The sequence below is a fragment of the Nocardia sp. NPDC004604 genome (assembly GCF_040609795.1).
Taxonomy (GTDB): domain Bacteria; phylum Actinomycetota; class Actinomycetes; order Mycobacteriales; family Mycobacteriaceae; genus Nocardia.
On record NZ_JBEXLC010000093.1, the window covers coordinates 1 to 19,363 of the forward strand.

The 19,363-nt window shown below is 66.5% G+C and carries 21 protein-coding genes; 9 read left to right on the forward strand and 12 right to left on the reverse strand.

What is annotated here, in order from left to right; translation table 11 throughout:
* Positions 1 to 164: 164 nt before the first annotated feature.
* A complete protein-coding gene (locus ABZW16_RS28725) occupies positions 165 to 590 on the reverse strand; it encodes a cold-shock protein (protein ID WP_354959222.1) in 426 nt (141 codons plus the stop codon).
* A gap of 197 nt (positions 591 to 787) precedes the next feature.
* On the opposite strand from ABZW16_RS28725, the gene ABZW16_RS28730 reads away from it, so the two are divergent.
* Positions 788 to 1,030: a hypothetical protein gene (locus tag ABZW16_RS28730; protein ID WP_354959193.1), complete on the forward strand. Its 243-nt coding sequence runs from the start codon at positions 788 to 790 to the stop codon at positions 1,028 to 1,030.
* Positions 1,031 to 1,396: 366 nt separating this feature from the next.
* The gene (locus ABZW16_RS28735; protein ID WP_354959194.1) at positions 1,397 to 2,020 is read left to right on the forward strand and encodes a transglycosylase family protein; all 624 of its coding nucleotides are present in this window, start codon (positions 1,397 to 1,399) and stop codon (positions 2,018 to 2,020) included.
* A gap of 91 nt (positions 2,021 to 2,111) precedes the next feature.
* Here the strand turns inward: ABZW16_RS28735 and ABZW16_RS28740 are convergent, their stop codons facing one another.
* Positions 2,112 to 2,300 (reverse strand): hypothetical protein, encoded by a 189-nt coding sequence (locus tag ABZW16_RS28740; RefSeq protein WP_062988419.1) that lies wholly within the window; start codon positions 2,298 to 2,300, stop codon positions 2,112 to 2,114.
* A 259-nt stretch (positions 2,301 to 2,559) separates the two neighbouring features.
* Between ABZW16_RS28740 and ABZW16_RS28745 the strand changes: the two genes are divergently transcribed.
* Positions 2,560 to 4,833: a helicase-associated domain-containing protein gene (locus tag ABZW16_RS28745; protein ID WP_354959223.1), complete on the forward strand. Its 2,274-nt coding sequence runs from the start codon at positions 2,560 to 2,562 to the stop codon at positions 4,831 to 4,833.
* Here ABZW16_RS28745 and ABZW16_RS28750 read toward each other — a convergent pair whose 3' ends face one another.
* A complete protein-coding gene (locus tag ABZW16_RS28750; protein WP_354959195.1) occupies positions 4,834 to 5,361 on the reverse strand; it encodes a hypothetical protein in 528 nt (175 codons plus the stop codon).
* A gap of 305 nt (positions 5,362 to 5,666) precedes the next feature.
* Here ABZW16_RS28750 and ABZW16_RS28755 point away from each other — a divergent pair, with 305 nt between their 5' ends.
* Positions 5,667 to 6,488: a hypothetical protein gene (locus ABZW16_RS28755; protein WP_354959196.1), complete on the forward strand. Its 822-nt coding sequence runs from the start codon at positions 5,667 to 5,669 to the stop codon at positions 6,486 to 6,488.
* Between the two features lie 3 nt (positions 6,489 to 6,491).
* On the opposite strand, the gene ABZW16_RS28760 is transcribed toward ABZW16_RS28755, so the two are convergent.
* From ABZW16_RS28760 to ABZW16_RS28775, 4 genes are all read right to left on the reverse strand, one after another.
* Positions 6,492 to 7,904 carry a M1 family metallopeptidase gene (locus ABZW16_RS28760; RefSeq protein WP_354959197.1) on the reverse strand — a complete coding sequence of 471 codons (1,413 nt, stop codon included), beginning with the start codon at positions 7,902 to 7,904 and terminating at the stop codon, positions 6,492 to 6,494.
* 50 nt (positions 7,905 to 7,954) lie between these two features.
* Positions 7,955 to 8,590, reverse strand: coding sequence for a LysE family translocator (locus tag ABZW16_RS28765; RefSeq protein WP_354959198.1), 636 nt, complete (start codon positions 8,588 to 8,590; stop codon positions 7,955 to 7,957).
* A gap of 38 nt (positions 8,591 to 8,628) precedes the next feature.
* The gene (locus ABZW16_RS28770) at positions 8,629 to 9,297 is read right to left on the reverse strand and encodes a DUF3239 domain-containing protein (RefSeq protein ID WP_354959199.1); all 669 of its coding nucleotides are present in this window, start codon (positions 9,295 to 9,297) and stop codon (positions 8,629 to 8,631) included.
* Positions 9,298 to 9,534: 237 nt separating this feature from the next.
* Positions 9,535 to 11,193: a DNA repair helicase XPB gene (locus ABZW16_RS28775; RefSeq protein WP_354959200.1), complete on the reverse strand. Its 1,659-nt coding sequence runs from the start codon at positions 11,191 to 11,193 to the stop codon at positions 9,535 to 9,537.
* A 391-nt stretch (positions 11,194 to 11,584) separates the two neighbouring features.
* On the opposite strand from ABZW16_RS28775, the gene ABZW16_RS28780 reads away from it, so the two are divergent.
* Positions 11,585 to 12,229, forward strand: a complete 645-nt coding sequence (locus tag ABZW16_RS28780) for a LysE family translocator (protein WP_354959201.1) — start codon at positions 11,585 to 11,587, stop codon at positions 12,227 to 12,229.
* Positions 12,230 to 12,439: 210 nt separating this feature from the next.
* Positions 12,440 to 13,090: a trimeric intracellular cation channel family protein gene (locus tag ABZW16_RS28785; RefSeq protein WP_354959202.1), complete on the forward strand. Its 651-nt coding sequence runs from the start codon at positions 12,440 to 12,442 to the stop codon at positions 13,088 to 13,090.
* On the opposite strand, the gene ABZW16_RS28790 is transcribed toward ABZW16_RS28785, so the two are convergent.
* On the reverse strand, positions 13,087 to 14,274 hold the full coding sequence (locus ABZW16_RS28790) for a pyridoxal phosphate-dependent aminotransferase (protein ID WP_354959203.1): 1,188 nt from the start codon (positions 14,272 to 14,274) through the stop codon (positions 13,087 to 13,089). The genes ABZW16_RS28785 and ABZW16_RS28790 overlap by 4 nt on opposite strands.
* 174 nt (positions 14,275 to 14,448) lie before the next feature.
* Here ABZW16_RS28790 and ABZW16_RS28795 point away from each other — a divergent pair, with 174 nt between their 5' ends.
* Positions 14,449 to 14,652 (forward strand): hypothetical protein, encoded by a 204-nt coding sequence (locus ABZW16_RS28795; RefSeq protein WP_354959204.1) that lies wholly within the window; start codon positions 14,449 to 14,451, stop codon positions 14,650 to 14,652.
* Positions 14,653 to 14,702: 50 nt separating this feature from the next.
* On the opposite strand, the gene ABZW16_RS28800 is transcribed toward ABZW16_RS28795, so the two are convergent.
* A complete protein-coding gene (locus ABZW16_RS28800) occupies positions 14,703 to 15,623 on the reverse strand; it encodes a sigma-70 family RNA polymerase sigma factor (RefSeq protein ID WP_354959205.1) in 921 nt (306 codons plus the stop codon).
* Positions 15,624 to 15,729: 106 nt separating this feature from the next.
* On the opposite strand from ABZW16_RS28800, the gene ABZW16_RS28805 reads away from it, so the two are divergent.
* Positions 15,730 to 16,299: a GNAT family N-acetyltransferase gene (locus ABZW16_RS28805; protein WP_354959206.1), complete on the forward strand. Its 570-nt coding sequence runs from the start codon at positions 15,730 to 15,732 to the stop codon at positions 16,297 to 16,299.
* Complete coding sequence (locus tag ABZW16_RS28810; RefSeq protein ID WP_354959207.1) at positions 16,281 to 16,439, forward strand: hypothetical protein; 159 nt, start codon at positions 16,281 to 16,283, stop codon at positions 16,437 to 16,439. Before ABZW16_RS28805 ends, ABZW16_RS28810 begins: the two co-directional genes overlap by 19 nt.
* A 35-nt stretch (positions 16,440 to 16,474) precedes the next feature.
* Here ABZW16_RS28810 and ABZW16_RS28815 read toward each other — a convergent pair whose 3' ends face one another.
* From ABZW16_RS28815 to ABZW16_RS28825, 3 genes are all read right to left on the reverse strand, one after another.
* On the reverse strand, positions 16,475 to 17,566 hold the full coding sequence (locus ABZW16_RS28815) for a 3-deoxy-7-phosphoheptulonate synthase (protein WP_354959208.1): 1,092 nt from the start codon (positions 17,564 to 17,566) through the stop codon (positions 16,475 to 16,477).
* 267 nt (positions 17,567 to 17,833) lie between these two features.
* Entirely contained in the window at positions 17,834 to 18,304 is a 471-nt protein-coding gene (locus tag ABZW16_RS28820) for a carboxymuconolactone decarboxylase family protein (RefSeq protein WP_354959209.1), read from the reverse strand.
* Positions 18,305 to 18,428: 124 nt separating this feature from the next.
* Positions 18,429 to 19,307, reverse strand: coding sequence for an oxidoreductase (locus tag ABZW16_RS28825; RefSeq protein ID WP_354959210.1), 879 nt, complete (start codon positions 19,305 to 19,307; stop codon positions 18,429 to 18,431).
* Between the last annotated feature and the right edge of the window lie 56 nt (positions 19,308 to 19,363).

The following is a 19,363-nucleotide window of genomic DNA, read 5'->3' on the forward strand; positions in this document are numbered from 1 at the left end:
CTCGAAAGGGTCGGCAGCGACTGCTTGCAGGTCGCTCGAAAGGGTCGGCAGCGACCGCCTGCAGGCCGCTGGAAAAGGTCAGCAGCGACCGCTCGAAAGCCCGCAGAAACGCTTCGCGCGCTGCCCGTGTCCGGGCAGCGCGCGAAACTCGTTATCCGCGAACGTCAGTGATCGAGTTCGCGCGCGACCGCCCGCACCACTTCCGAAATGCGCTGCGCGGTCTTGCGATCCGGATACTTGCCCTTACGCAGATCCGGCTGCACCTTGGCTTCCAGCAGGGTGATCATGTCCTCGACCATCCCGTGCAGTTCGTCCGGCGTGTGCTTGCGCGCTGCCGGTTCCTTGTGCGCGCTGCGATCGCGGTCCTGGCCCTGCCGGACCGAGGGCGGCGATTCGAGCACCTTGAGGCTCAGCGCCTGCGGCCCACGGCGGCCCGCGGCCATCCCGAATTCGACGCGCTGACCGGGCTTGAGGCCCTCCACTCCATCCGGCAGCGCGGACGAACGGACGTAGACGTCCTCACCCTCGTCCTGGGAAAGGAAGCCGAAGCCCTTTTCGACGTCGTACCACTTCACCCTGCCGGTCGGCACTGCGCTCACCCGTTCATCATCGAAACTCGGGCCCCATCGGCCCGAGCACATCCGTCTGCCCGGGATCCGTCCGATGAAACGCGAACGGATCCTGTCAGTTTGCGAAAAGAACGCGCCCCACAGCTATGCAGGACGCGATAGACACTGAGTCTACCCCGGTGCGAATAACGCAAGCACATCAGTTTTACGGTCGAGCAGTGACGAACCCTTCCGCGCCACCGCCCCCGAGCCGCTCACCACGCCGTGCAAGCGACTGGTTGCTGTATGTGGCGCTCGGCCTGTTCGCGATCGGATTGCTTGCGATCGTCGCCATATTTCTGACGCCGATTTTCAGCGATTCGGACCCGGCCCTGTGGCTGTATCTGACCGCAATGCTGGCGCCGCTCGGTTTCCTGAGCGCGGTCGGCTTCGCGCTGTGGTCCGGCCGACGGTCGCGGTGAACCGGTTACCCCTGCTAATCGTTACCGAATCATCGATGTGATCCTCGTCACATAACAGACCGGTCACGGAGCCGTAGCCGCCCGTCGCCGGCCGGGCCGCACCGTCTCTCAACTGCACGGAAGCATCACCGCCGCAACCGATACCGGTCCGAGACCGACACGGACCCGCCGGTTACCAAATAGTGATTTTTCGCGCGGATCGTCGTACGGTCTTACCCAGCCGGGACAACCGGCAACCACCGGCCCGCCGCATCGAACCTCGCCCCGCGGGTACCGGACCCCAACGGAAGCAGGGGTGAGGGCGGGACGGACGACCTCTCAGTCCGGACCACTTGCAGATGCGTACGAGAGGCAGACGAACCCGCAATGAGTGGACGCCATCGCAAGCCAACCTCCACCGGGCGCACCGTAGCCAAGGTCGCCGTCACCGGCGCGATCATCGGCACCGCAGGTGTTGCATTCGCTGGAAATGCCAGCGCGGCACCCGATCAGGACTGGGATCGACTCGCACAGTGCGAGGCCGGAGGCAACTGGGGCATCAACACCGGCAACGGTTTCCAAGGTGGACTGCAGTTCTCCCCGGGCACCTGGAGTGCACACGGCGGCGGCGAATACGCCGCGACGGCCAACCAGGCCAGCCGCGAACAGCAGATCGCGGTCGCCGAGAAGGTCCTCGCCAGCCAGGGCTGGGGCGCTTGGCCCGGCTGCTCGGCCTCGCTCGGCCTGAGCTCCGCATCCACCCCGCGCAGCGCCCCCTCTTCCGCCGAGACCCCGCGCTGGAACCCGGCCCCGGCCGCCCCGCAACAGGCCGTGGCCGACCCGAGCCAGCAGGTCTTCGATGCGATCGACCGCGCCGTCGCCGTCGTGCAGGGACAGGGCGTCGAGATCCCGAAGGAAGCCCTCGATTTCTTCAACGCCGCCAAGGGCACTCAGCTCGACCCGGCGGTCGTGAGCTTCTACGAGGCGAACAAGGGCCTGCTGCCCTCCTGAGTCGCCACCGAGCAGACCGTACGACGAAGGTCCCCGCATCAATGGTGATGCGGGGACCTTCGTCGTATCCGCGGGTTTTCCGTCTGGGTTCTCAGCGGTTGATCACCGTGTTCGGGTGCATGTACGGCAGCTGATCGGCCGGGACCGGAAACTCGGTGTCCTCGCCGAACGGCGAAAGCCCACCGGAACGAGTCGATGACAGTTCGGTGACCGCGTGGCCACCGTCCTCCAGCGAGGGCCAGCCATTGTCGACGTAGGGTTTCTTCGATTTGTTCACCACGACCACATTGTGGCACGCGAGCGACCCGCGAGCACTCTGCCCTCCGCTGTCGCCCGGCGGCGGGTAGTCCACATCCACTAGGCTGACAAAATCGGCAACATTCGGACTGTGACGCGACAACTGATCTCGAGAGCACATGGGTAACTCGTCGGGGACACCCAAAGCCGTGCCAGGCACACGACCGCAAGCCCGCGACGTAGGTCACGCGGCACTCACGACCAGCAGACCCGGTGAGGCGGGGGAGCCTGCGACCGATTCACTGGCGGGCTGGCTCGCGGCCCGTAGCGATGCGCAGCTGGTGGCCCTGCTCGAACTCCGGCCCGATCTGGCCGTACCACTGCCCTCCTCGATGGCCGTGCTCGCGGCACGCGCCGAGCAGCGCGCGTCGGTGCTGCGCGCCACCGACGATCTCGACACGCTGGAGTTCGCGATCGTGGAAACCCTTGCGGTGCACCGGTCGACGGGGTCGGGTGGGACGCCGATGAGCCGCAAGGCGCTGCGCTCGCAGTTGAAAGATCGCGTTCGGGTCGCGGCGATCGATGCCGCACTGACCCGCTTATCCGATCGCGCGCTGGTGTGGAACGACGGTGACGATCTACATCTGATCCCGACCGCTGCCGAGGCACTGCCATGGCCGATCGGCGCCGCCACCGAGACTCCGGACGCCCTGACCGAGCCCGAGGTGGTGGCCGCCCTCGCGGCGGTCTCCCCCGCCGAACACGCACTGCTGGACAAACTGGCCGCCACCGGCCCGCGCGGCCGCAGCAGGGACGCCGCACCGGGCACGCCCGCCGACCGCCCGATCCAGCAGCTGCTCGCCCGCCGACTGCTGCACTGGATCGACGATGAGACGGTCGAACTCCCGGTCACCGTCGGTCAGCTGCTGCGCCGGGAGCCGGTGACCCATCCACACGCGCTGAAACCGCCGGATCCGACACCGGCGAAGCACACCGCCGCCGAGGTGAACGCGGTCGCGGCGGGCGAAGTGGGCGAACTGCTCCGGCACTGCGCCGACATTCTGGACGCCCTCGGCCAAGCGCCCGCACCCGCCTTGCGGGCCGGTGGGCTCGGGGTGCGGGAATTGCGCCGCATCGCCAAACAGACCGGAATCGACGAACCGCGCGCCGGACTGCTCGTCGAACTGCTCGCGGCGGCCAAACTCGTCGAGAAGGGGATGCCGGACCCGCCACCGGAATTCGACTCCACCGACGACTTCTGGGCACCGACCCCGGCCGCGGACGGCTGGCGCGACGCTCCGCCCGCACGCCGCTGGGTGGCGCTGGCACTGGCCTGGCTCGACCTGGACCGCATGCCGTGGATGATCGGTATGCGCGATGCCAACGACAAACCGATCGCGGCACTGTCGATCGAACTGCGTACCCCGCACGCGCCGCGCGACCGGCGCACCATGCTGAATCTGCTCGCCGAATATCCGACCGGCGCGGCACTGCATTCCGCCGATATCGGTCGGATCCTGTCCTGGCGACAACCGCGGTGGCGCAGGCACTTTCGCTCAGAGGCGGTCGAGCACACGCTGCAGGAGGCCGCGACGCTGGGATTCATCGGGCGCGGCGCACTCGGCTCACCGGCCAGGGCGCTGCTACACGGTGCGCCGACCAGCGCATCCGATGCCGAAGCCGCGATGGAATCGGCCCTGCCGGAACCGGTCGATCATGTGCTGGTCCAGGCAGATCTGACGGTTATCGCGCCCGGACCGCTGACCCCCGAATTGCAGAGTCGGGTCGCCCTCGTCGCCGATGTCGAATCCGCGGGTGCGGCAACGGTTTACCGGATCAGCGATACCTCGGTACGGCGCGCGCTGGATGCCGGGATGACGGCGGCCGAACTGCATACCCTGTTCACCACCCACTCCCGCACACCGATCCCCCAGTCGCTGACCTATCTGATCGATGACGTGGCCCGCAGGCACGGCCAGCTACGGGCCGGAATGGCGCAGGCGTTCGTGCGCAGCGACGATCCAGCGCTGCTGGCTCAGGTGCTGGCCTCGCCGGTGGCGAGTGAACTGGCGCTGCGGGGCATCGCACCCACCGTCGCCATTGCGCAGGCCCCGCTCGGCGAACTGCTCGAACGGCTGCGCGCGGCCGGATTCGCCCCGGCCGGTGAGGATTCGGCGGGCACCATTGTGGATCTGCGCCCGCGCGGCGCCCGAATCGCCGTCCGCCCGCATGCCAGGCAGCCGTATCGCCCGACGCCGCCGAGCAGCGAACAGCTGGCACTGCTCGTCACGGAACTGCGCGCGAGCGAGCGGGCCGCCAGCGTGCGCAAGGGCGAGGCGGTGCGCACCGATGGCACCCGAACCAGTACCGCCGCAACCCTGGCGCTGCTGCAACTGGCGGCGCGGGTGCGGCGGTCGGTCAATATCGGTTATGTCGACGCCCAGGGCGTCGCGTCGCAGCGCGTGGTCGAACCGCTGAAGGTCGGCAACGGCCAGCTCGACGCACTGGACCCGGTGACCGGCGCGATCCGGCATTTCACATTGCACCGGATCGCGTCGGTCGCGCTGCTCGAATAATCAGCCCTTGGCTGCGCCGAGGCAGAAGGTGACCTTCGGATCCGGGACGGTCACGAAGCTGGTCGCATCGGCACCGCACAGCAGTTCGTCGGCCTGGCCGTCGATGCGCTTGACCACCTTGAAGGTGGCCTCCGATGCGGAGCAGTCCACGTACTTGTACGGGTTGGTGCCGACATCGGCATAGCAGCTGCCCTGCTTGAAGTTCGGCGCCAGGCACATGTAGGCCTTGCTACCGCTCACCAGGTCCTCGGTGTAGGTGGTGTATTCGGCAGCGCAGTCGAGCTTCTTGTCCGCGGTCTGGAATACCTTGTAGACCGCCTTGGCCGAGGAGCAGTCGACCGGCTCGGATTTGGTGGCCGTCGACGAACTGTCGGTGACATTGATGCAGTCACCGACCTTCGCCTTGGCGGTGTCGGACTTACTTGCATCGTCGAGCGCCGAACAACCGGTCACCGCGGCCACCAATGCACCCACCGCCAGGAGGGCGAGCACAAGACGTGCCAGCAGCCTCGTTCCTGGGAACTTCAACGTGAAACCCTCTCTCACCGAACGCGTTCACGGTAGTCGTGAACGCGGTGAGGATACCGTCACGGTCGTCCGAACCGCATCAGCAGTTCGGACGACCGACCGCCCCCGGGGCGCTGCTCAGTACAACGCGTGCAGTCCGGTCAGCCCCGACAACCCGAGGCTCAGGAATTTCGGGATCAGGTTGGCGAGGACCACGATTCCTAAATAGCTCACTGGCAATGCCTTTCGCATTTCGAACATGTGGACGTCTGTCCAGTACATGCACTCTGTCGCTTCCGGCGACCCGGTCGTTACGCTTGGAAATTATGAGGCTCGAGGAGGTCGCCGTCGACCTGTATGCACTCACCCCTGGGGAGTTCATCGCCGCCAGGGCGGCACGCGTCGCCGAGGCCAAGGATGCGGGCGATAAGGAACTCGCCGCCGCCATCGGCAAATTGCGCAAACCGACGGTAGTAGCGTGGACGGTGAATCTGCTGGCCCGCGCGGCACCCGACGATATCGAGGCACTGCTGCGGCTGGGCACGGCCTTGCGCGCGGCACAACGCGAACTGTCCGGCGATCAGTTGCGCGCGCTGACCGTGCAGCGGCAGCAGGTGGTCAATGCCCTTGCCAGACGCGCCGGTGCGCTGGCCGCCGACCGCGGACATTCGGTCGGCGAGGGGGTATTGCGCGAGGTGGGGCAGACGCTGACGGCGGCGCTGGCCGATGACAAGGTGGCCGAGCAGGTGCGCACCGGAACATTGACGACCGCGGCGAGTTACGAAGGCTTCGGACCGAGTGGGGCCGCGCTGCGGGCCGTCGACACAACGGACACAACGGAATCCGCGGCGAAACCGGCGCGGGACGACGCGCGCCAGGACCTCGACGATGCGCTGGCCGCCCTCCAATCCGCCCGCGCCGCAATGGAAGCGGCACAGGACGAGACCGAGCAGGCGGCGAACCGGTTGGCCGAGAGCGAATCTCGGATCGCGGCCGTGCGCGCGGAACTGGCACACGCCGAACAGCAGAAGCAGTTCGCCCGCACCGCCGAGCGCGGCGCGCAGGACGGGTTGCGTTCGGCGCAGAAGCAACTCGATCGGGCCGAGCGCTGGGTGCAACGGGCCCGCGAGCGCGTCGACGGCGAGTAATTCTCAATCGCGCAGGGTGCCGGGGAAGAGGTACTCGTCCGAGGGCGGCGTGGTGCGGTTCAGCCAGGCGTCGAAGAAACCGGTCAGATCGGTGGGGGATTTCGACTGCATGAAGGTGCGGAATTCCGGCATCGAGGCATTGCCGTAGGCGTGTGCGGTATTGAATTGCCGGACGGCGGCGAAGAATATATCGTCGCCCAGTTGTTTGCGCAGCGCGTGCAGGAACAGCGGGCCACGGTAGTAGACGGAGGTGAATTCATTTCCGGCGCCCGGGTTCTCCAGGGGAATATCCCAGAACTTAGGCTCATCACGATTTTTCCGAATGGTTTTGCGGTATTCGGCGTCGACGTCTTTGCCTTCCATTCGCTCTGGCCACAGGTAGTCCGCGGTGTAGCTGGCGAAGCATTCGTTGAGACAGATATCGGACCATTGCCGCACCGATACCGAATCGCCCCACCATTGGTGCGCGATTTCGTGCACCACGGTCGGCAGATCGGTCCACGGCGCGTAGATGGGGCGGGTCTGGGTCTCCAGCGAGAAATCCAGGTCCGCGTCGACGTAGATGCCGCCCGCCGCGTCGAACGGATAGGGCCCGTAGAGCGCCTCCGCGAAGTCGAGGATTTCGGGCAGGCGCTGTTCGGTTTCCCGATTGCGCTCCGCATCTTGGGCGAAGGCGCTGATCAACGGGGTGCCATTGGCGCGGCGCTGCTCGAGGTAGCTGTAGTGATCGATGGCGACGGTGGTTAGGTAGCCGAGCACCTGTTGGTGTGTCTCCCAGGTGACATTGCGCTTCGCACCGGTGACCGTGTTCTGCGTCCGCACCCCAGTGGAGACCACCTCCCACTCCTCGGGCACCGATGCGTGCAGCGTGAAGGTGGCCTTGTCCAGCGGGGTGTCATTGAGCGGGTACCAGGAGGTCGCCGAACGCGGCTCGCCCGCCACGAAGGCGCCGCCATTGGGCGCATAGGTCCAGCCCGCGCCCTCGGTATCCGCGACCTGGCCCGCATAGTCGACGGTCACGGTGAACGGCAGGCCGGGCAACAGCGGCAGCAGTGGCGTCACGGTCAGTTCGTGCTCGCCGTTGCGGTCGAAGGCGGCGGGCAGATAGTTCACCGACACCATGCGCACATCGGGGCCGTTGAAGTCGAGGTTGAACATCCGTAACGCCTGGGTGGCGGTGGCATCGATCCGAGTGGAGCCGGTGAGCTGGTGGCTCGGCGGGTCGTAGTCGATGCTGACCTCGTAGTGGTCGGCGTCGTAGCCGCCGTTACCGTCCAGCGGATAGTACGGGTCGCTCAGTCCGGCCGCGCCGACCACCGGATCGACGTTCGGGGGCACCGGATCGGCGTTCACGGGTATAGGAGCCGCGACCAGCGCGCCGACCACCGCCGCACACCACAACCCGGACAACCTCATTCGATGACCACCCCTTCCGGCCCACCCGACCTGGATGGATGGTAACCGCCTCAGTCGGCGCTACCGCTGAGTGCCACCGATGCGCCGAGACCGAAGATCATCGCACCGCCTGCACCGCCGACCGCCTCCAGCCGTTGCGGTGAACGCGCGAACCAGGCGCGTGCCGATGCGGCCAGCAGGCCCCACGCACTATCGGAGACCAGCGCGATAGCCAGGAAGACGGTGCCGAGAATCAGGAACTGCAATGGCAGCGAACCCGCCGCTGGATCGGCAAAATGCGGCAGCACCGCCGAGAAGAAGACGATCGCCTTGGGATTGGTCAGCCCGACGAAGACGCTCTGCCGGAACACCCTCGAATCGGCCGGGTCGACCTTGACCTCGAGTGCCTCGCGCAGCGCCTTGCGCTCGCGAATCGCCTGGATACCGAGGTACATCAGATACAGCGCACCCGCGAACTTCACCACGGTGAGAGCGAGCGCCGATGCCGCGAGCAGGGTGCCGAGCCCGACCGAGACCAGTAGCAGCGCGACGAAAACGCCCACCGCATGGCCGAACACCGAGACCAGGGCGGCGCGGCGGCCGAGCGCGAGCGCGCGGCCGATGGTGAACAGCACACCCGGTCCAGGGATGACGATGATGACAATCGATGCGGCGGTAAAAGCCAGCAGATTTGACGCCGGAACCATCTACCGAGTCTATTAGGCAGCGCAAGGGAATTCGGAGATCAGGAACCCAGGTCACCGGGCAACTGGTGCGGGTCGAGCAGCAAACGTTTGGCGGAGGTGCGCCGAACCTTGTCGGCGAGCGCGAGATTATCGGTGAGCAGCCGCCATTCGACCTCGCTGATGGCCGCGCGGGCCCGCTCGATGACCGCGCCGTCCCGGGTGCCCCAGGCGATCGGCATCGCGCTGACCGACTGCCAGCGCTCGCCGACCTGACGCGGCGCCCGATCGGTGCGCACCGCGACCGATGGCACCCGCTCGCCCGCGCGCTTCTCGTGTCCGGGCAGGTCGCGCACCTTCCTGATCACCAGGGCCCAGCGCGGCTCGGGAGTCTCCGGTTTCGAGACGTCGACCAGGGCGAGCAGCACCACCCCGCTCGGATGGGTCTCCGAGACAACCGCGGGGACCAGCTCACCGTCGGCGTAGAGCTTATCGATGCTGGAACGGTGCGGCGTCCAGTACGCCACCCACACCGCGACCACCACACCGAGCGCGAAGGCAATCGCCAGCAGATAGGCCCATGGATGGTTCAGCCAGACCAGGAAAGCGGTGCCGAGCCCCAGCAGGACTGCGGCACCGATCGCCACCGCTCGTAGCCGGCGCAAACTTGCGACGACTTCGTTGACCGCGCGGGCGTGCTTGCGGTCAACTATGAAATCGAAGCGTCGCACGTCTCATTCCTACAGCGTGTTGTACAGATCGTCCAACACCACCCTTCTCGGGTGTTCCTGCATCGTTGCCGATGTAGGTTCCTGTTTCACCGAGCCCGGATTCGCCGGTCCAAGCAGTGGCCGACCAGAGCCAAACTCTCCACAGGCGTTGATAACCCGGCCTCCCGCTTGGAGGTCCGGAGTGTCGTTGCCGACACGGGCGCCACTCTACCGAAGGGTACCGACAAGTTCCGCTGATTATCCGATGGGCGGTCCCAGCAAGTCATCGGCATCCGTTATGCGATAGGCGTACCCCTGTTCGGCGAGGAACCGCTGTCGGTGCGCGGCATATTCGGCGTCCAGGGTGTCACGCGCGACGACCGAATAGAAGTGGGCTTGGCCACCATCGTGTTTCGGCCGCAACAACCGACCGAGGCGTTGCGCTTCTTCCTGGCGCGAACCGAAGGTTCCCGAAACCTGTACCGCGACAGACGCTTCGGGTAAATCGATGGAAAAATTCGCGACCTTGCTCACCACGAGCACCGGAATCTCACCGCGCCGGAAGGCGTCGAAAAGTTCTTCGCGCTCTTTGGTTTTCGTCGAACCCTGAATAACGGGGGCGTTGAGATCGGCGCCGAGTTCATCCAATTGCTCGAGATATGCGCCGATGACCAAGGTCTGCGCATCCTTGTGCTGGGCCAGAATCGATTCCACCACAGGGATTTTCGTGCGCGCGGTCGAGCAGAGCTTATAGCGCTCCTCCGGTTCGGCGGTGGCGTAGGCCATTCGCTCGGCATCGGTGAGGGTGACCCGGACCTCGATACATTCGGCCGGGGCGATCCAGCCCTGGGCCTCGATATCCTTCCACGGGGCGTCGTAGCGCTTCGGGCCGATCAGCGAGAAGACATCGCCCTCGCGGCCGTCCTCGCGCACCAGGGTCGCGGTGAGACCGAGCCGGCGCCGCGATTGCAGATCGGCGGTCATGCGGAAAACCGGTGCGGGCAGCAGGTGCACCTCGTCGTAGATGACCAGGCCCCAATCGCGGCTGTCGAAGAGTTCGAGGTGTTTGTACTCGCCCTTGGTGCGGCGGGTGATCACCTGATAGGTGGCAATGGTGACCGGACGGATCTCCTTGCGCTCACCGGAGTATTCGCCGATTTCCTCCTCGGTCAACGAGGTTCGCGCCAGCAGTTCACGCCGCCACTGCCGTCCGGCCACGGTATTGGTGACCAGGATCAGCGTTGTGGCCTTCGCCATGGCCATCGCCGCCGCGCCGACCATCGTCTTGCCAGCGCCACACGGCAGCACGACCACGCCGGAACCACCGGCCCAGAACGATTCCGCGGCCATCTCCTGATAGTCGCGCAGATGCCAGTGGCCGCCGGTGTAGTCCAGCTCGATCGGATGCGCCTCGCCGTCGACGTAACCCGCCAGATCCTCGGCGGGCCAGCCGATCTTCAGCAGCATCTGTTTGATCCGGCCGCGCTCGGACGGGTGCACGACGACGGTGTCCTCATCGACGCGGGCACCGAGCATCGGGGCTATCTTCTTGTGCCGCAGCACCTCCTCGAGCACCGCCCGATCCAGACTGACCAGCGTCAACCCGTGCGCGGGATTCTTCACCAGCTGCAACCGGCCGTACCTGGCCATGGTGTCGACGATGTCGACCAGCAGTGGCTGCGGCACCGCATATCGCGAGTAACTGACCAGCGCATCCACCACCTGCTCGGCATCATGCCCCGCCGCCCGCGCATTCCACAGCGCCAGCGGCGTCACCCGATAGGTGTGCACATGCTCGGGTGCCCGCTCCAACTCCGCGAACGGCGCAATGGCCTGCCGCGCCACCCCGGCCAACTCATGGTCGACCTCGAGCAGCAGCGTCTTGTCACTCTGAACGATCAGCGGACCGTCGGTCACAGCTGCACCTCGCTAACGCTCGGCTCCGCTGCGACCGGAGGTGCTGTGTCTATGGTTCCCTCGCTGCGCTCGGTCACAGCTGCGCCTCGCTAACGCTCGGCTCCGCCGCGACCGGAGGTGCTGTGTCTATGGTTCCCTCGCTGCACTCGGTCACAGTCGTCTCTCCTCGTATACGGCGTCGGCGTGCGTGTCCGATCGCGCGTGCGACTTCGGCCCATTCTTCCCGACACCACCGACAACCCGGCGAGTGCGGGGCCAATGCCGACGGGCATAGCTCGCGTCGGCCTCGCACATACAGCGTGTGAGGCGGCTGTTTTGTTCCGGGACGCCAGGCCACCGGTGCTCGACTGGACCGAGACGAGCGCGGGAGATGTGGGTCAAGATCGGGGCCATGATCGAAACTGCGGCGGTTCTCGGAGTGGCAGCGGCGGCGTTGGGGATGGTGCTGACGCCAGGGCCGAACATGATGTATCTGGTATCGCGCAGTGTTTCCCAAGGTCGGCGGGCCGGATTGGTGTCACTCGGGGGCGTGGCGGCCGGGTTCGGGGTGTATCTGGCGGCGGCCACGGCCGGGATCACGGCGGTGTTCGCGGTGGTTCCCGGGCTGTACCTGGCGGTGAAGTTGGCGGGGGCGGGATATCTGCTGTGGCTGGCCTGGCAGGCGGTGCGGCCCGGCGGGACCTCGGTCTTCGTGCCCACCGAGCTGCCCGCGGATTCGACCGGGCGATTGTTCACCATGGGTCTGGTCACCAATCTGCTGAATCCGAAGATCGCGATCATGTACATGGCGTTGATTCCGCAGTTCGTGGTGCCCGAGCACGGGCGAGTGTGGTTGCAGAGTCTGTGCCTCGGGTCGGTGCAGATCGCGGTGGCGCTGACGGTGAACGGACTGATCGCGCTCGGTGCGGGCACAATCGCCGCCTTCCTGACCGGTCGCCCGCTGTGGCTGCGGATCCAGCGCTATGTCATGGGCACCATGCTCGGCGGGATCGCCGTACTGCTTGCCACCGACCGTGCTCGCCCGATGCCCGCCTGACCCACCCGGCTTTCACGCGGGCCTGCCCCGAGTTCGGTATCGCCTCGATACACGAGGCGGATGGACTCGCCTCGGCTGGGCACGAGTAGTCACCACGTCGACGCAGTGAGCACTCGGCGGATGCGACCATCGCAATACAGCACGGCGCCGCCACGGATGTGCGCGGTGGCCTCGATGTGACCGGTGCGGCGGGTATGTGATCGTGTGCGCATGGCGCATTTCGATTCCGCGGTCAACACCGTGCAGCATGTCGGGGAGTTGTTCGGCGTTGTCGCGTTCGCAACCTCGGGGGCGCTGCTCGCGGTGCGGCGGGGGTTCGATGTCTTCGGGATCGTGGTCTTGGCCTGCAGTACGGCGCTCGGCGGCGGGGTGATCCGGGATCTGGTGATCGGCCGGACCCCGCCGGCGTCGTTCGTTGATCTCAGCTATCTGTGGACCGCACTGCTCGCGGCCGCGGTCATCTTCTTCTGGCATCCATCGCCGCGGGTGACCAGCGGACCGCTGGAGGTGACCGATGCATTCGGGCTCGGCTTGTTCTGCGTCACCGGCACCGTGATCGCCTACAACCACGGCCTGGGCGCACCGTCGGCAACGCTGCTCGGACTCGTCACCGCAATCGGCGGCGGGGTGATCCGGGATCTGCTCGGCGGGCAGACGCCGAGCGTGCTGATACCCGAGCAGATCTATGCGGTACCAGCCCTTTTCGGGGCCGCCGCGACGGCGACGCTGCTGCATTTCAATGCCTACAACCCGATCACCGGCGGCGGTGCCGCGCTCGGCGCCATCACATTTCGACTGCTCGCGCTGCGCTACGACTGGCACGCGCCGCAGGCTCGGCGGCGCCCACAGGACCGGGCCTAGGTCGTCGAGTTCACTCGAACTCCCGCGCGGAGTCGGCGCACGCCCTCGTCCAAGGTTTCGTCACGCTTGCAGAAGGTAAAGCGCACCAGGTGCTTCCATGCCTCGGCATGGTCGGCGAAGACGCTGATGGGCACGGCCGCGACACCGAGTCGACCCGGAAGTTCCCGGCAGAACGCCAGACCGTCGGTGCCGCCGAGCGGCGTGATATCCGCGCAGATGAAGTACCCGCCAGCGCTCTGCTTGACCCCGAAACCGGTATCCGACAGCGCGGCGGCGAGGCGGAGGCGCTTCTCCGACAGCGTGTCCCGCAGTCCCACGACCCAGCCGAGTTCATTGTTGAGCGCGTGCGCGACGGCGGGCTGGAACGGCCCGCCCGCCACGAAGGTCATGAACTGTTTGGCCGCGAGCACACCGTCGATGAGATCTGCGGGACCGCAGGCCCAGCCGGTTTTCCAGCCGGTGACGCTGAAAGTCTTTGCCGCGCTGGACACCACCACGGTGCGATCGGCCATACCGGGCAGGGTGGCGAGGCTGATGTGCTCGTTGCCGTCGTAGACGAGATGTTCGTAGACCTCGTCGGTGAGCACCAATAGATCGTGTTCACAGGCGATTTCGGCGATCGCGGTGAGATCGGCGCGGTCGAGTACGGTGCCGGTCGGATTGTGCGGTGAATTGACGATCAGCATCCTGGTCGCGGGTGTGATCGCGGCGCGCAGGCTGTCCAGGTCGAGGACGAAGCGATCCCCGTCGGCGACGAGGTGGGCGGTGCGCCGTCGGGCCCCGGCCAGGGCGATCGCGGCGGCGTAGGAGTCGTAGTAGGGCTCGATCAGCACGACCTCTTGGCCGGGTTCCACCAGACCGAGTACCGCGGCGCTGATCGCCTCCGTCGCGCCGACGGTGACCAGCACCTGGGTGTCCGGGTCGTATCGGGTGCCGTAGCGGCGAGCCCGGTCGGCGGCGATGGCGCGGCGCAGGATCGGCATGCCGCGCCCCGGCGGGTACTGGTTCAACCCGTCGGCGATGGCCTGGCGCGCGACCTCGAGCATGCCTGCGGGTCCATCGGTGTCCGGAAAGCCCTGCCCCAGATTGACCGCCTCATGGCGGACGGCTAATTCGGTCATCTCCGCGAAGATCGTGGAGGCAAAGGGGCGCAGGCGAGCGACGGTCGCGGGTTGCGAGGGCATACCCGGAGCGTAGCCCAATGGTCGCTATCGTTGCCGTTAGATAGCGAAAGGCTATGTTTCACTTTTGAATTGCGGCTTCTACCTGCATGGTTGTGCGTTTCCCCAACGACGGCTAGCCTCGCCGTGTTCTACCTCACAAACCGCTCACAAGGCGGTAGCTCGAAAGGGGCGCCAATGGCCTCGTATCTGGACCTGGTACTGAATCCGGCCGCGTCGGAGGTCGCCGGAACCGCACTGGGTTTCGTTCGACATGTCGTACACGAACTGATCTCCGGATTCGGCTCCTCCACCGGCGACTGGTTCAGCGGCTCATCGACCGGCAATAGCGGCACCGGATCGTCCACCGGGAACTGGTTCCTGGGCTCGTCCACGCCGTAGCCCGACCGGCGGTGTCAGGCCCGGCGATGAGGGCACGGCCTGACACCGCCTCAACCGAGGCGCACCCTGGACAGCTTTTCCGGATTCGCGAGATCGTAGACACCGCAGACCAATCCGTCGCGAACGGCGAATCCGAGGACCCGGGCCGGACCTTCGAGGCGCCCGTAGCCCGGGCCGACCCGATGCACGACCAAACCCAATTGCCCATTGACCGAGGCAAATTCGTATTCGAGCGTCGGCTCCGCCGAACCGTCCAACCCGTACTTGCGCACCAGTCCGAGGAAGAAACGGGCGACCTTGTCCGCGCCGCCGATGATATTGACCGCGGTGGAGGTGGTGCCGTTGGCATCGCCGATCAGCACCGAATCCGGGTGCAGCGCCGCGGTTACCGCGCCGATATCTCCGGCGGACAGCGCATCCAAGAACTTCCGCACCGCGGCCTCGTGCTCGGCATTCGGAGTGGGCGGCGGGGCCTGCGCGACGGATTTCCGCGCCCGCACGGCCAGCTGGCGCGCCACCTCCGTCGAGACACCGAGGATTTCTGCGATCTCGCCGAAGGGCACCGAAAGCCCGTCGTGCAGTACGAATGCCACGCGCTGTGGCGGTGTCAGACTTTCCAGTACCACCAAGGCGGCGAGGCTGCATTCCTGCTTGCGCACCACCGCTTCCAGCGGGTCGGGTGTACTCGACGGCGAGATGCCGGTTACCACCGGCTCCGGAAGCCACTGGCCCACATAGCTTTCCCTGCGCACCGCGGCACTGCGCAAGTGGTCCAGGCAGATCCGGCCGACCACCGTGGTCAGCCAGGCCCGCAGATCCTCGATCTCGGACTGATGTGCACCGGCCAGCCGCAGCCAACTCTCCTGCACGGCGTCCTCGGCGTCGCGCGCGCTGCCGGTCAGCCGGTATGCGACCGAGAGCAGATGCGCTCGATGCGATTCGAACAGATCGGCGAGCAGAGCGGAAACCATCGGTCCGATTCTACGGTCTGCGCGATCGTCCCCTGATCGCGGTATGGACCGGCCGTCATGCGAAATCCACATGATCCGACAGGGGGTTGCATGACACGATGATCGAATGCAGGATCACCCGCTCACCGATGGCACCGTCTGGCTGTCGCGGCCGACCGAGGCCGATATCGACGACATCGTCGATTGCTGTCAGGAGCCCACCATCGCCGAGTGGGTGACGATTCCGGTGCCGTATCACCGGGCGAATGCCGAGGCCTTCCTCAACGAGATGGTCACGCCGGGCTGGGCCGCCCGCGGCCCGATCTGGGCGATCCGGCTGCGCGCCGACGGTCCGGTCGTCGGCATGATCGACCTCGGCCAACGTGATGCGTCGACCTCGGAGATCGGCTTCTGGCTCGCGCGCGCACAGCGCGGTCGCGGGGTGATGTCGCGCGCGATCGCGCTCGTCTGCGAATTCGGCTTCCACCCGGACGGATTGGCGCTGGCCCGGATCGGCTGGCGCGCCTTCGTCGGCAACCACGCCTCGGCCGCCGCCGTGCGCCGCAACGGCTTTCATTACGAGGGCATGACCCGGCTCGGCGGCGTCCAGCGTGGCGTCCGCCGCGATATGTGGCTGGCCGGGCGGCTGGCGACGGACCCGCCCGGCCCGGTCGCGGATTGGCCACCCGGAATCTGAGCGACCGGCACACCCGCACCAGTCCCGAACCGGCGCCGGGACATCTCATCGACTATCTGGCCACCGCGGGCTTCGACGGCGACACCGTCTGCTCCGGCGATATCCTCGGCGTGGTCGCCAGACCACGCCGAAAGCCGTAGCCGCGCCCCGGCTTTCACCGGGGCGGGCGCCGAGTTCAGCGATTGCGGCGCAGCTGCACCGCGTCGGCGAGCCGGTCGAGCTGGGCGGCCGTGGTCTCCCAGTCGATGCAGGCATCGGTGATGGACTGGCCGTAGGTCAGCGCATCGGCGTGACCGAGGGTCAGATCCTGGCGGCCCGCGACGAGGAAGCTCTCCAGCATCACCCCGACCACGCCCGATTCGCCCGCGGCCAACCGGCCCGCGATATCGGTGACCACATCGACCTGCTTGTTGTGATCCTTATTGCTATTGCCGTGGCTGGCATCGACCACGATCCGCTGCGGCAGCGCGGCCTTCTCCAGCCGGATGCAGGCCTCGGCGACCGAGGCGGCATCGTAGTTCGGACCGGTGCTGCCGCCGCGCAGGATCACGTGACAGTCCGGATTGCCGGTGGTGCGGATCAGCGCCGAGCGGCCGTCCAGATCGGTGCCCGGGAAAACGTGGCTGGCCGCGGCGGCGCGGACACCGTCGACGGCCACCTGCACATCGCCGTCGGTGCCGTTCTTGATGCCGACCGGCATGGACAGCGCGCTGCTGAGCTGGCGGTGTACCTGGCTGGCCGCGGTACGCGCGCCGATGGCTCCGTAGGAGACCAGATCCGCGATGTACTGCGGGGTGATCGGGTCGAGGAATTCACAGGCCACCGGCAGGCCGAGCGCGGTGATATCGACCAGCACCTTGCGGCCGATGCCGAGACCGGTATTGACGTCGAACGAACCGTCCAGGTGCGGATCGTTGATCAGCCCCTTCCAGCCGAGGGTGGTGCGCGGCTTCTCGAAGTAGACCCGCATCACCACATGCAGCCGGTCGTTCAGCTCGGCCGCCTTGGCAGCCAGGCGGCGGGCGTAGTCCAGCGCGGCGACGGGATCGTGTACCGAACACGGCCCGACGATCACCATCAGGCGATCGTCGTCGCCGTTGAGCACATCGATGGTGGCCCTGCGACCGGCGCGGACCACATCCGCCAGCGGATCGGTGATCGGGTGGACCATGCGCACCTCGGCCGGTGAGCGCAATGGGCTCACACTCAGGGTGCGTTGGTCGTCGAGATCGGAATGCCGCGCGTCTATGTCGGCTGCGGTAGTCATCGTTTGTGGGTTCCTTTACTTCAAGGCCGACCCACGGATATCGAACCCGTCGAGCCGGTCTTCATCCGGCTCGGGGGTGGAGGTGCAGTCAGCGCATGCGGTTGCCGCAGACCGGCCCACCCAGGGCCGGGTTGCTAAACCAGAAATACACGCGCTGCACGACGCCGACAGTACCAGGTGCAACCTCCCAGTGACGCCGGGGCCAACTTTCGGCACCGCCACCCAGCCGGCTGCGCCCGAGCCGGATTGCGGCAGATTCGGGCCGGCTCACCCCCACTGGCCGGGCTGGTAGTCGCCCGCCGGAGTGCGAACGATCACGTTCATCCGGTTCCAGGCATTGATCATCGCGATGGCCGCGATGAGAGCGGCGGTCTGATCGTCGTCGTAGTGCTTGCGCACCTGCGCCCAGGTCTCATCGCTGACGCTGCGGCCGTCACCGATGCGGGTGGCCTCCTCGGTGAGGGCGAGGGCGGCGCGCTCGGCATCGGTGAAGACAGTGGCCTCGTGCCATGCGGCGACCAGGTTCAGCCGCACCGAGGTTTCGCCCGCGTGCGCGGCGTCCTTGGTGTGCATATCGGTGCAGTAGCCGCAGCCATTGATCTGGCTGGCGCGGATCTTGACCAATTCATAGGTGGCGGCGGGCAACTCGGATCCGTCGATCACCTTGCTGGCAGTGGTGAGGCGCTTGACGAAGCTGCCGGCGACCGGGTTGGCGTGGAGGTTGAAGCGCTGTTCCATGATCTGTGCCTTTCCATTCGGATGGGTTCACAGAGAGGACGACGCGCCCCGGCGAGGTGTGACATCACCGCATATGACGTGAGTCATACAGCCTCGGCCGCCGAATTGGCCGACTGAGATGCGGTCATTCGCCGAAGCTGTAGGTGACTCCCGTCAGCTTCTCCGACAACTCCCAGAGTTCACGCGCAACCTGCTCATCCTTGGATGCCGCACTCGAACCGCAGCGCCCCGGATAGCCACGCATTCCACCCCAGCCGAGCGGACCGTAGAATGCGCCCGGCTCGACCGATTCGGTGGCCGCGTAAATCTCTGGCAGCGCGCCCATTTCGGCGCTCTGCGCCAACAGCCGATTCCCCCATGTCATGACGGTGTCCTGGATGGACTCGGTATGCGACTGCAGTTCCGTTGCGGCATAACCGGGATGCGCGGCCACCGAGAGCTTCGACGAACCCGCCGCGGTGAGCCTGCGCTGCAACTCGTAGGCGAACATCAGGTTGGCCAGTTTGGCCTGACCGTAGGCGGGCCAGCGCTGGTACTTGCGGCGGTCCCAGTTCAGGTCCTCGAGATCGATCCGCCCGAGGCGGTGCGCGCCGCTGGACACCGTGACCACCCGGTCCGAAATCTTGTCCAGCAGTAAACCGGTCAGCGCGAAGTGTCCGAGATGATTTGTGCCGATCTGCATTTCGAATCCGTCGGCGGTGCGCTGCTCCGGCAGCGCCATCACCCCGGCGTTATTGATCAGCACATCGACCTGGTCCACCCCATCGGCGAACTCACGCACCGAGGCCAGATCCGCGAGATCGAGTTTGCGCACCGAGGCCAGCGGCCCGATCTCCCCGGCCACGTGCTCACCCTTGGCCACATTTCGACACGCCAAGATCACCTGCGCACCGCCCCCCGCAAGCGCACGCGCGGTCACCGCCCCCAACCCGCTGTTCGCGCCGGTGACGATGATCTTCCGGCCACTCTGATCGGGCATATTCGACAGATCCCACCTGCTCATGCGGGAGAGTCTAGTCCGGTGTGGGACGAGTCTCATCCGCTGCGATCCGCCCGGGC

Coding starts and splice junctions, on each gene's coding strand:
- ABZW16_RS28735 (WP_354959194.1), top strand. CDS start 1,397: ATGAGTGGACGCCATCGCAAGCCAACCTCCACCGGGCGCACCGTAGCC.
- ABZW16_RS28755 (WP_354959196.1), top strand. CDS start 5,667: ATGAGGCTCGAGGAGGTCGCCGTCGACCTGTATGCACTCACCCCTGGG.
- ABZW16_RS28760 (WP_354959197.1), bottom strand. CDS start 7,904: ATGAGGTTGTCCGGGTTGTGGTGTGCGGCGGTGGTCGGCGCGCTGGTC.
- ABZW16_RS28765 (WP_354959198.1), bottom strand. CDS start 8,590: ATGGTTCCGGCGTCAAATCTGCTGGCTTTTACCGCCGCATCGATTGTC.
- ABZW16_RS28780 (WP_354959201.1), top strand. CDS start 11,585: ATGATCGAAACTGCGGCGGTTCTCGGAGTGGCAGCGGCGGCGTTGGGG.
- ABZW16_RS28785 (WP_354959202.1), top strand. CDS start 12,440: ATGGCGCATTTCGATTCCGCGGTCAACACCGTGCAGCATGTCGGGGAG.
- ABZW16_RS28790 (WP_354959203.1), bottom strand. CDS start 14,274: ATGCCCTCGCAACCCGCGACCGTCGCTCGCCTGCGCCCCTTTGCCTCC.
- ABZW16_RS28795 (WP_354959204.1), top strand. CDS start 14,449: ATGGCCTCGTATCTGGACCTGGTACTGAATCCGGCCGCGTCGGAGGTC.
- ABZW16_RS28800 (WP_354959205.1), bottom strand. CDS start 15,623: ATGGTTTCCGCTCTGCTCGCCGATCTGTTCGAATCGCATCGAGCGCAT.
- ABZW16_RS28805 (WP_354959206.1), top strand. CDS start 15,730: ATGCAGGATCACCCGCTCACCGATGGCACCGTCTGGCTGTCGCGGCCG.
- ABZW16_RS28815 (WP_354959208.1), bottom strand. CDS start 17,566: ATGACTACCGCAGCCGACATAGACGCGCGGCATTCCGATCTCGACGAC.
- ABZW16_RS28820 (WP_354959209.1), bottom strand. CDS start 18,304: ATGGAACAGCGCTTCAACCTCCACGCCAACCCGGTCGCCGGCAGCTTC.
- ABZW16_RS28825 (WP_354959210.1), bottom strand. CDS start 19,307: ATGAGCAGGTGGGATCTGTCGAATATGCCCGATCAGAGTGGCCGGAAG.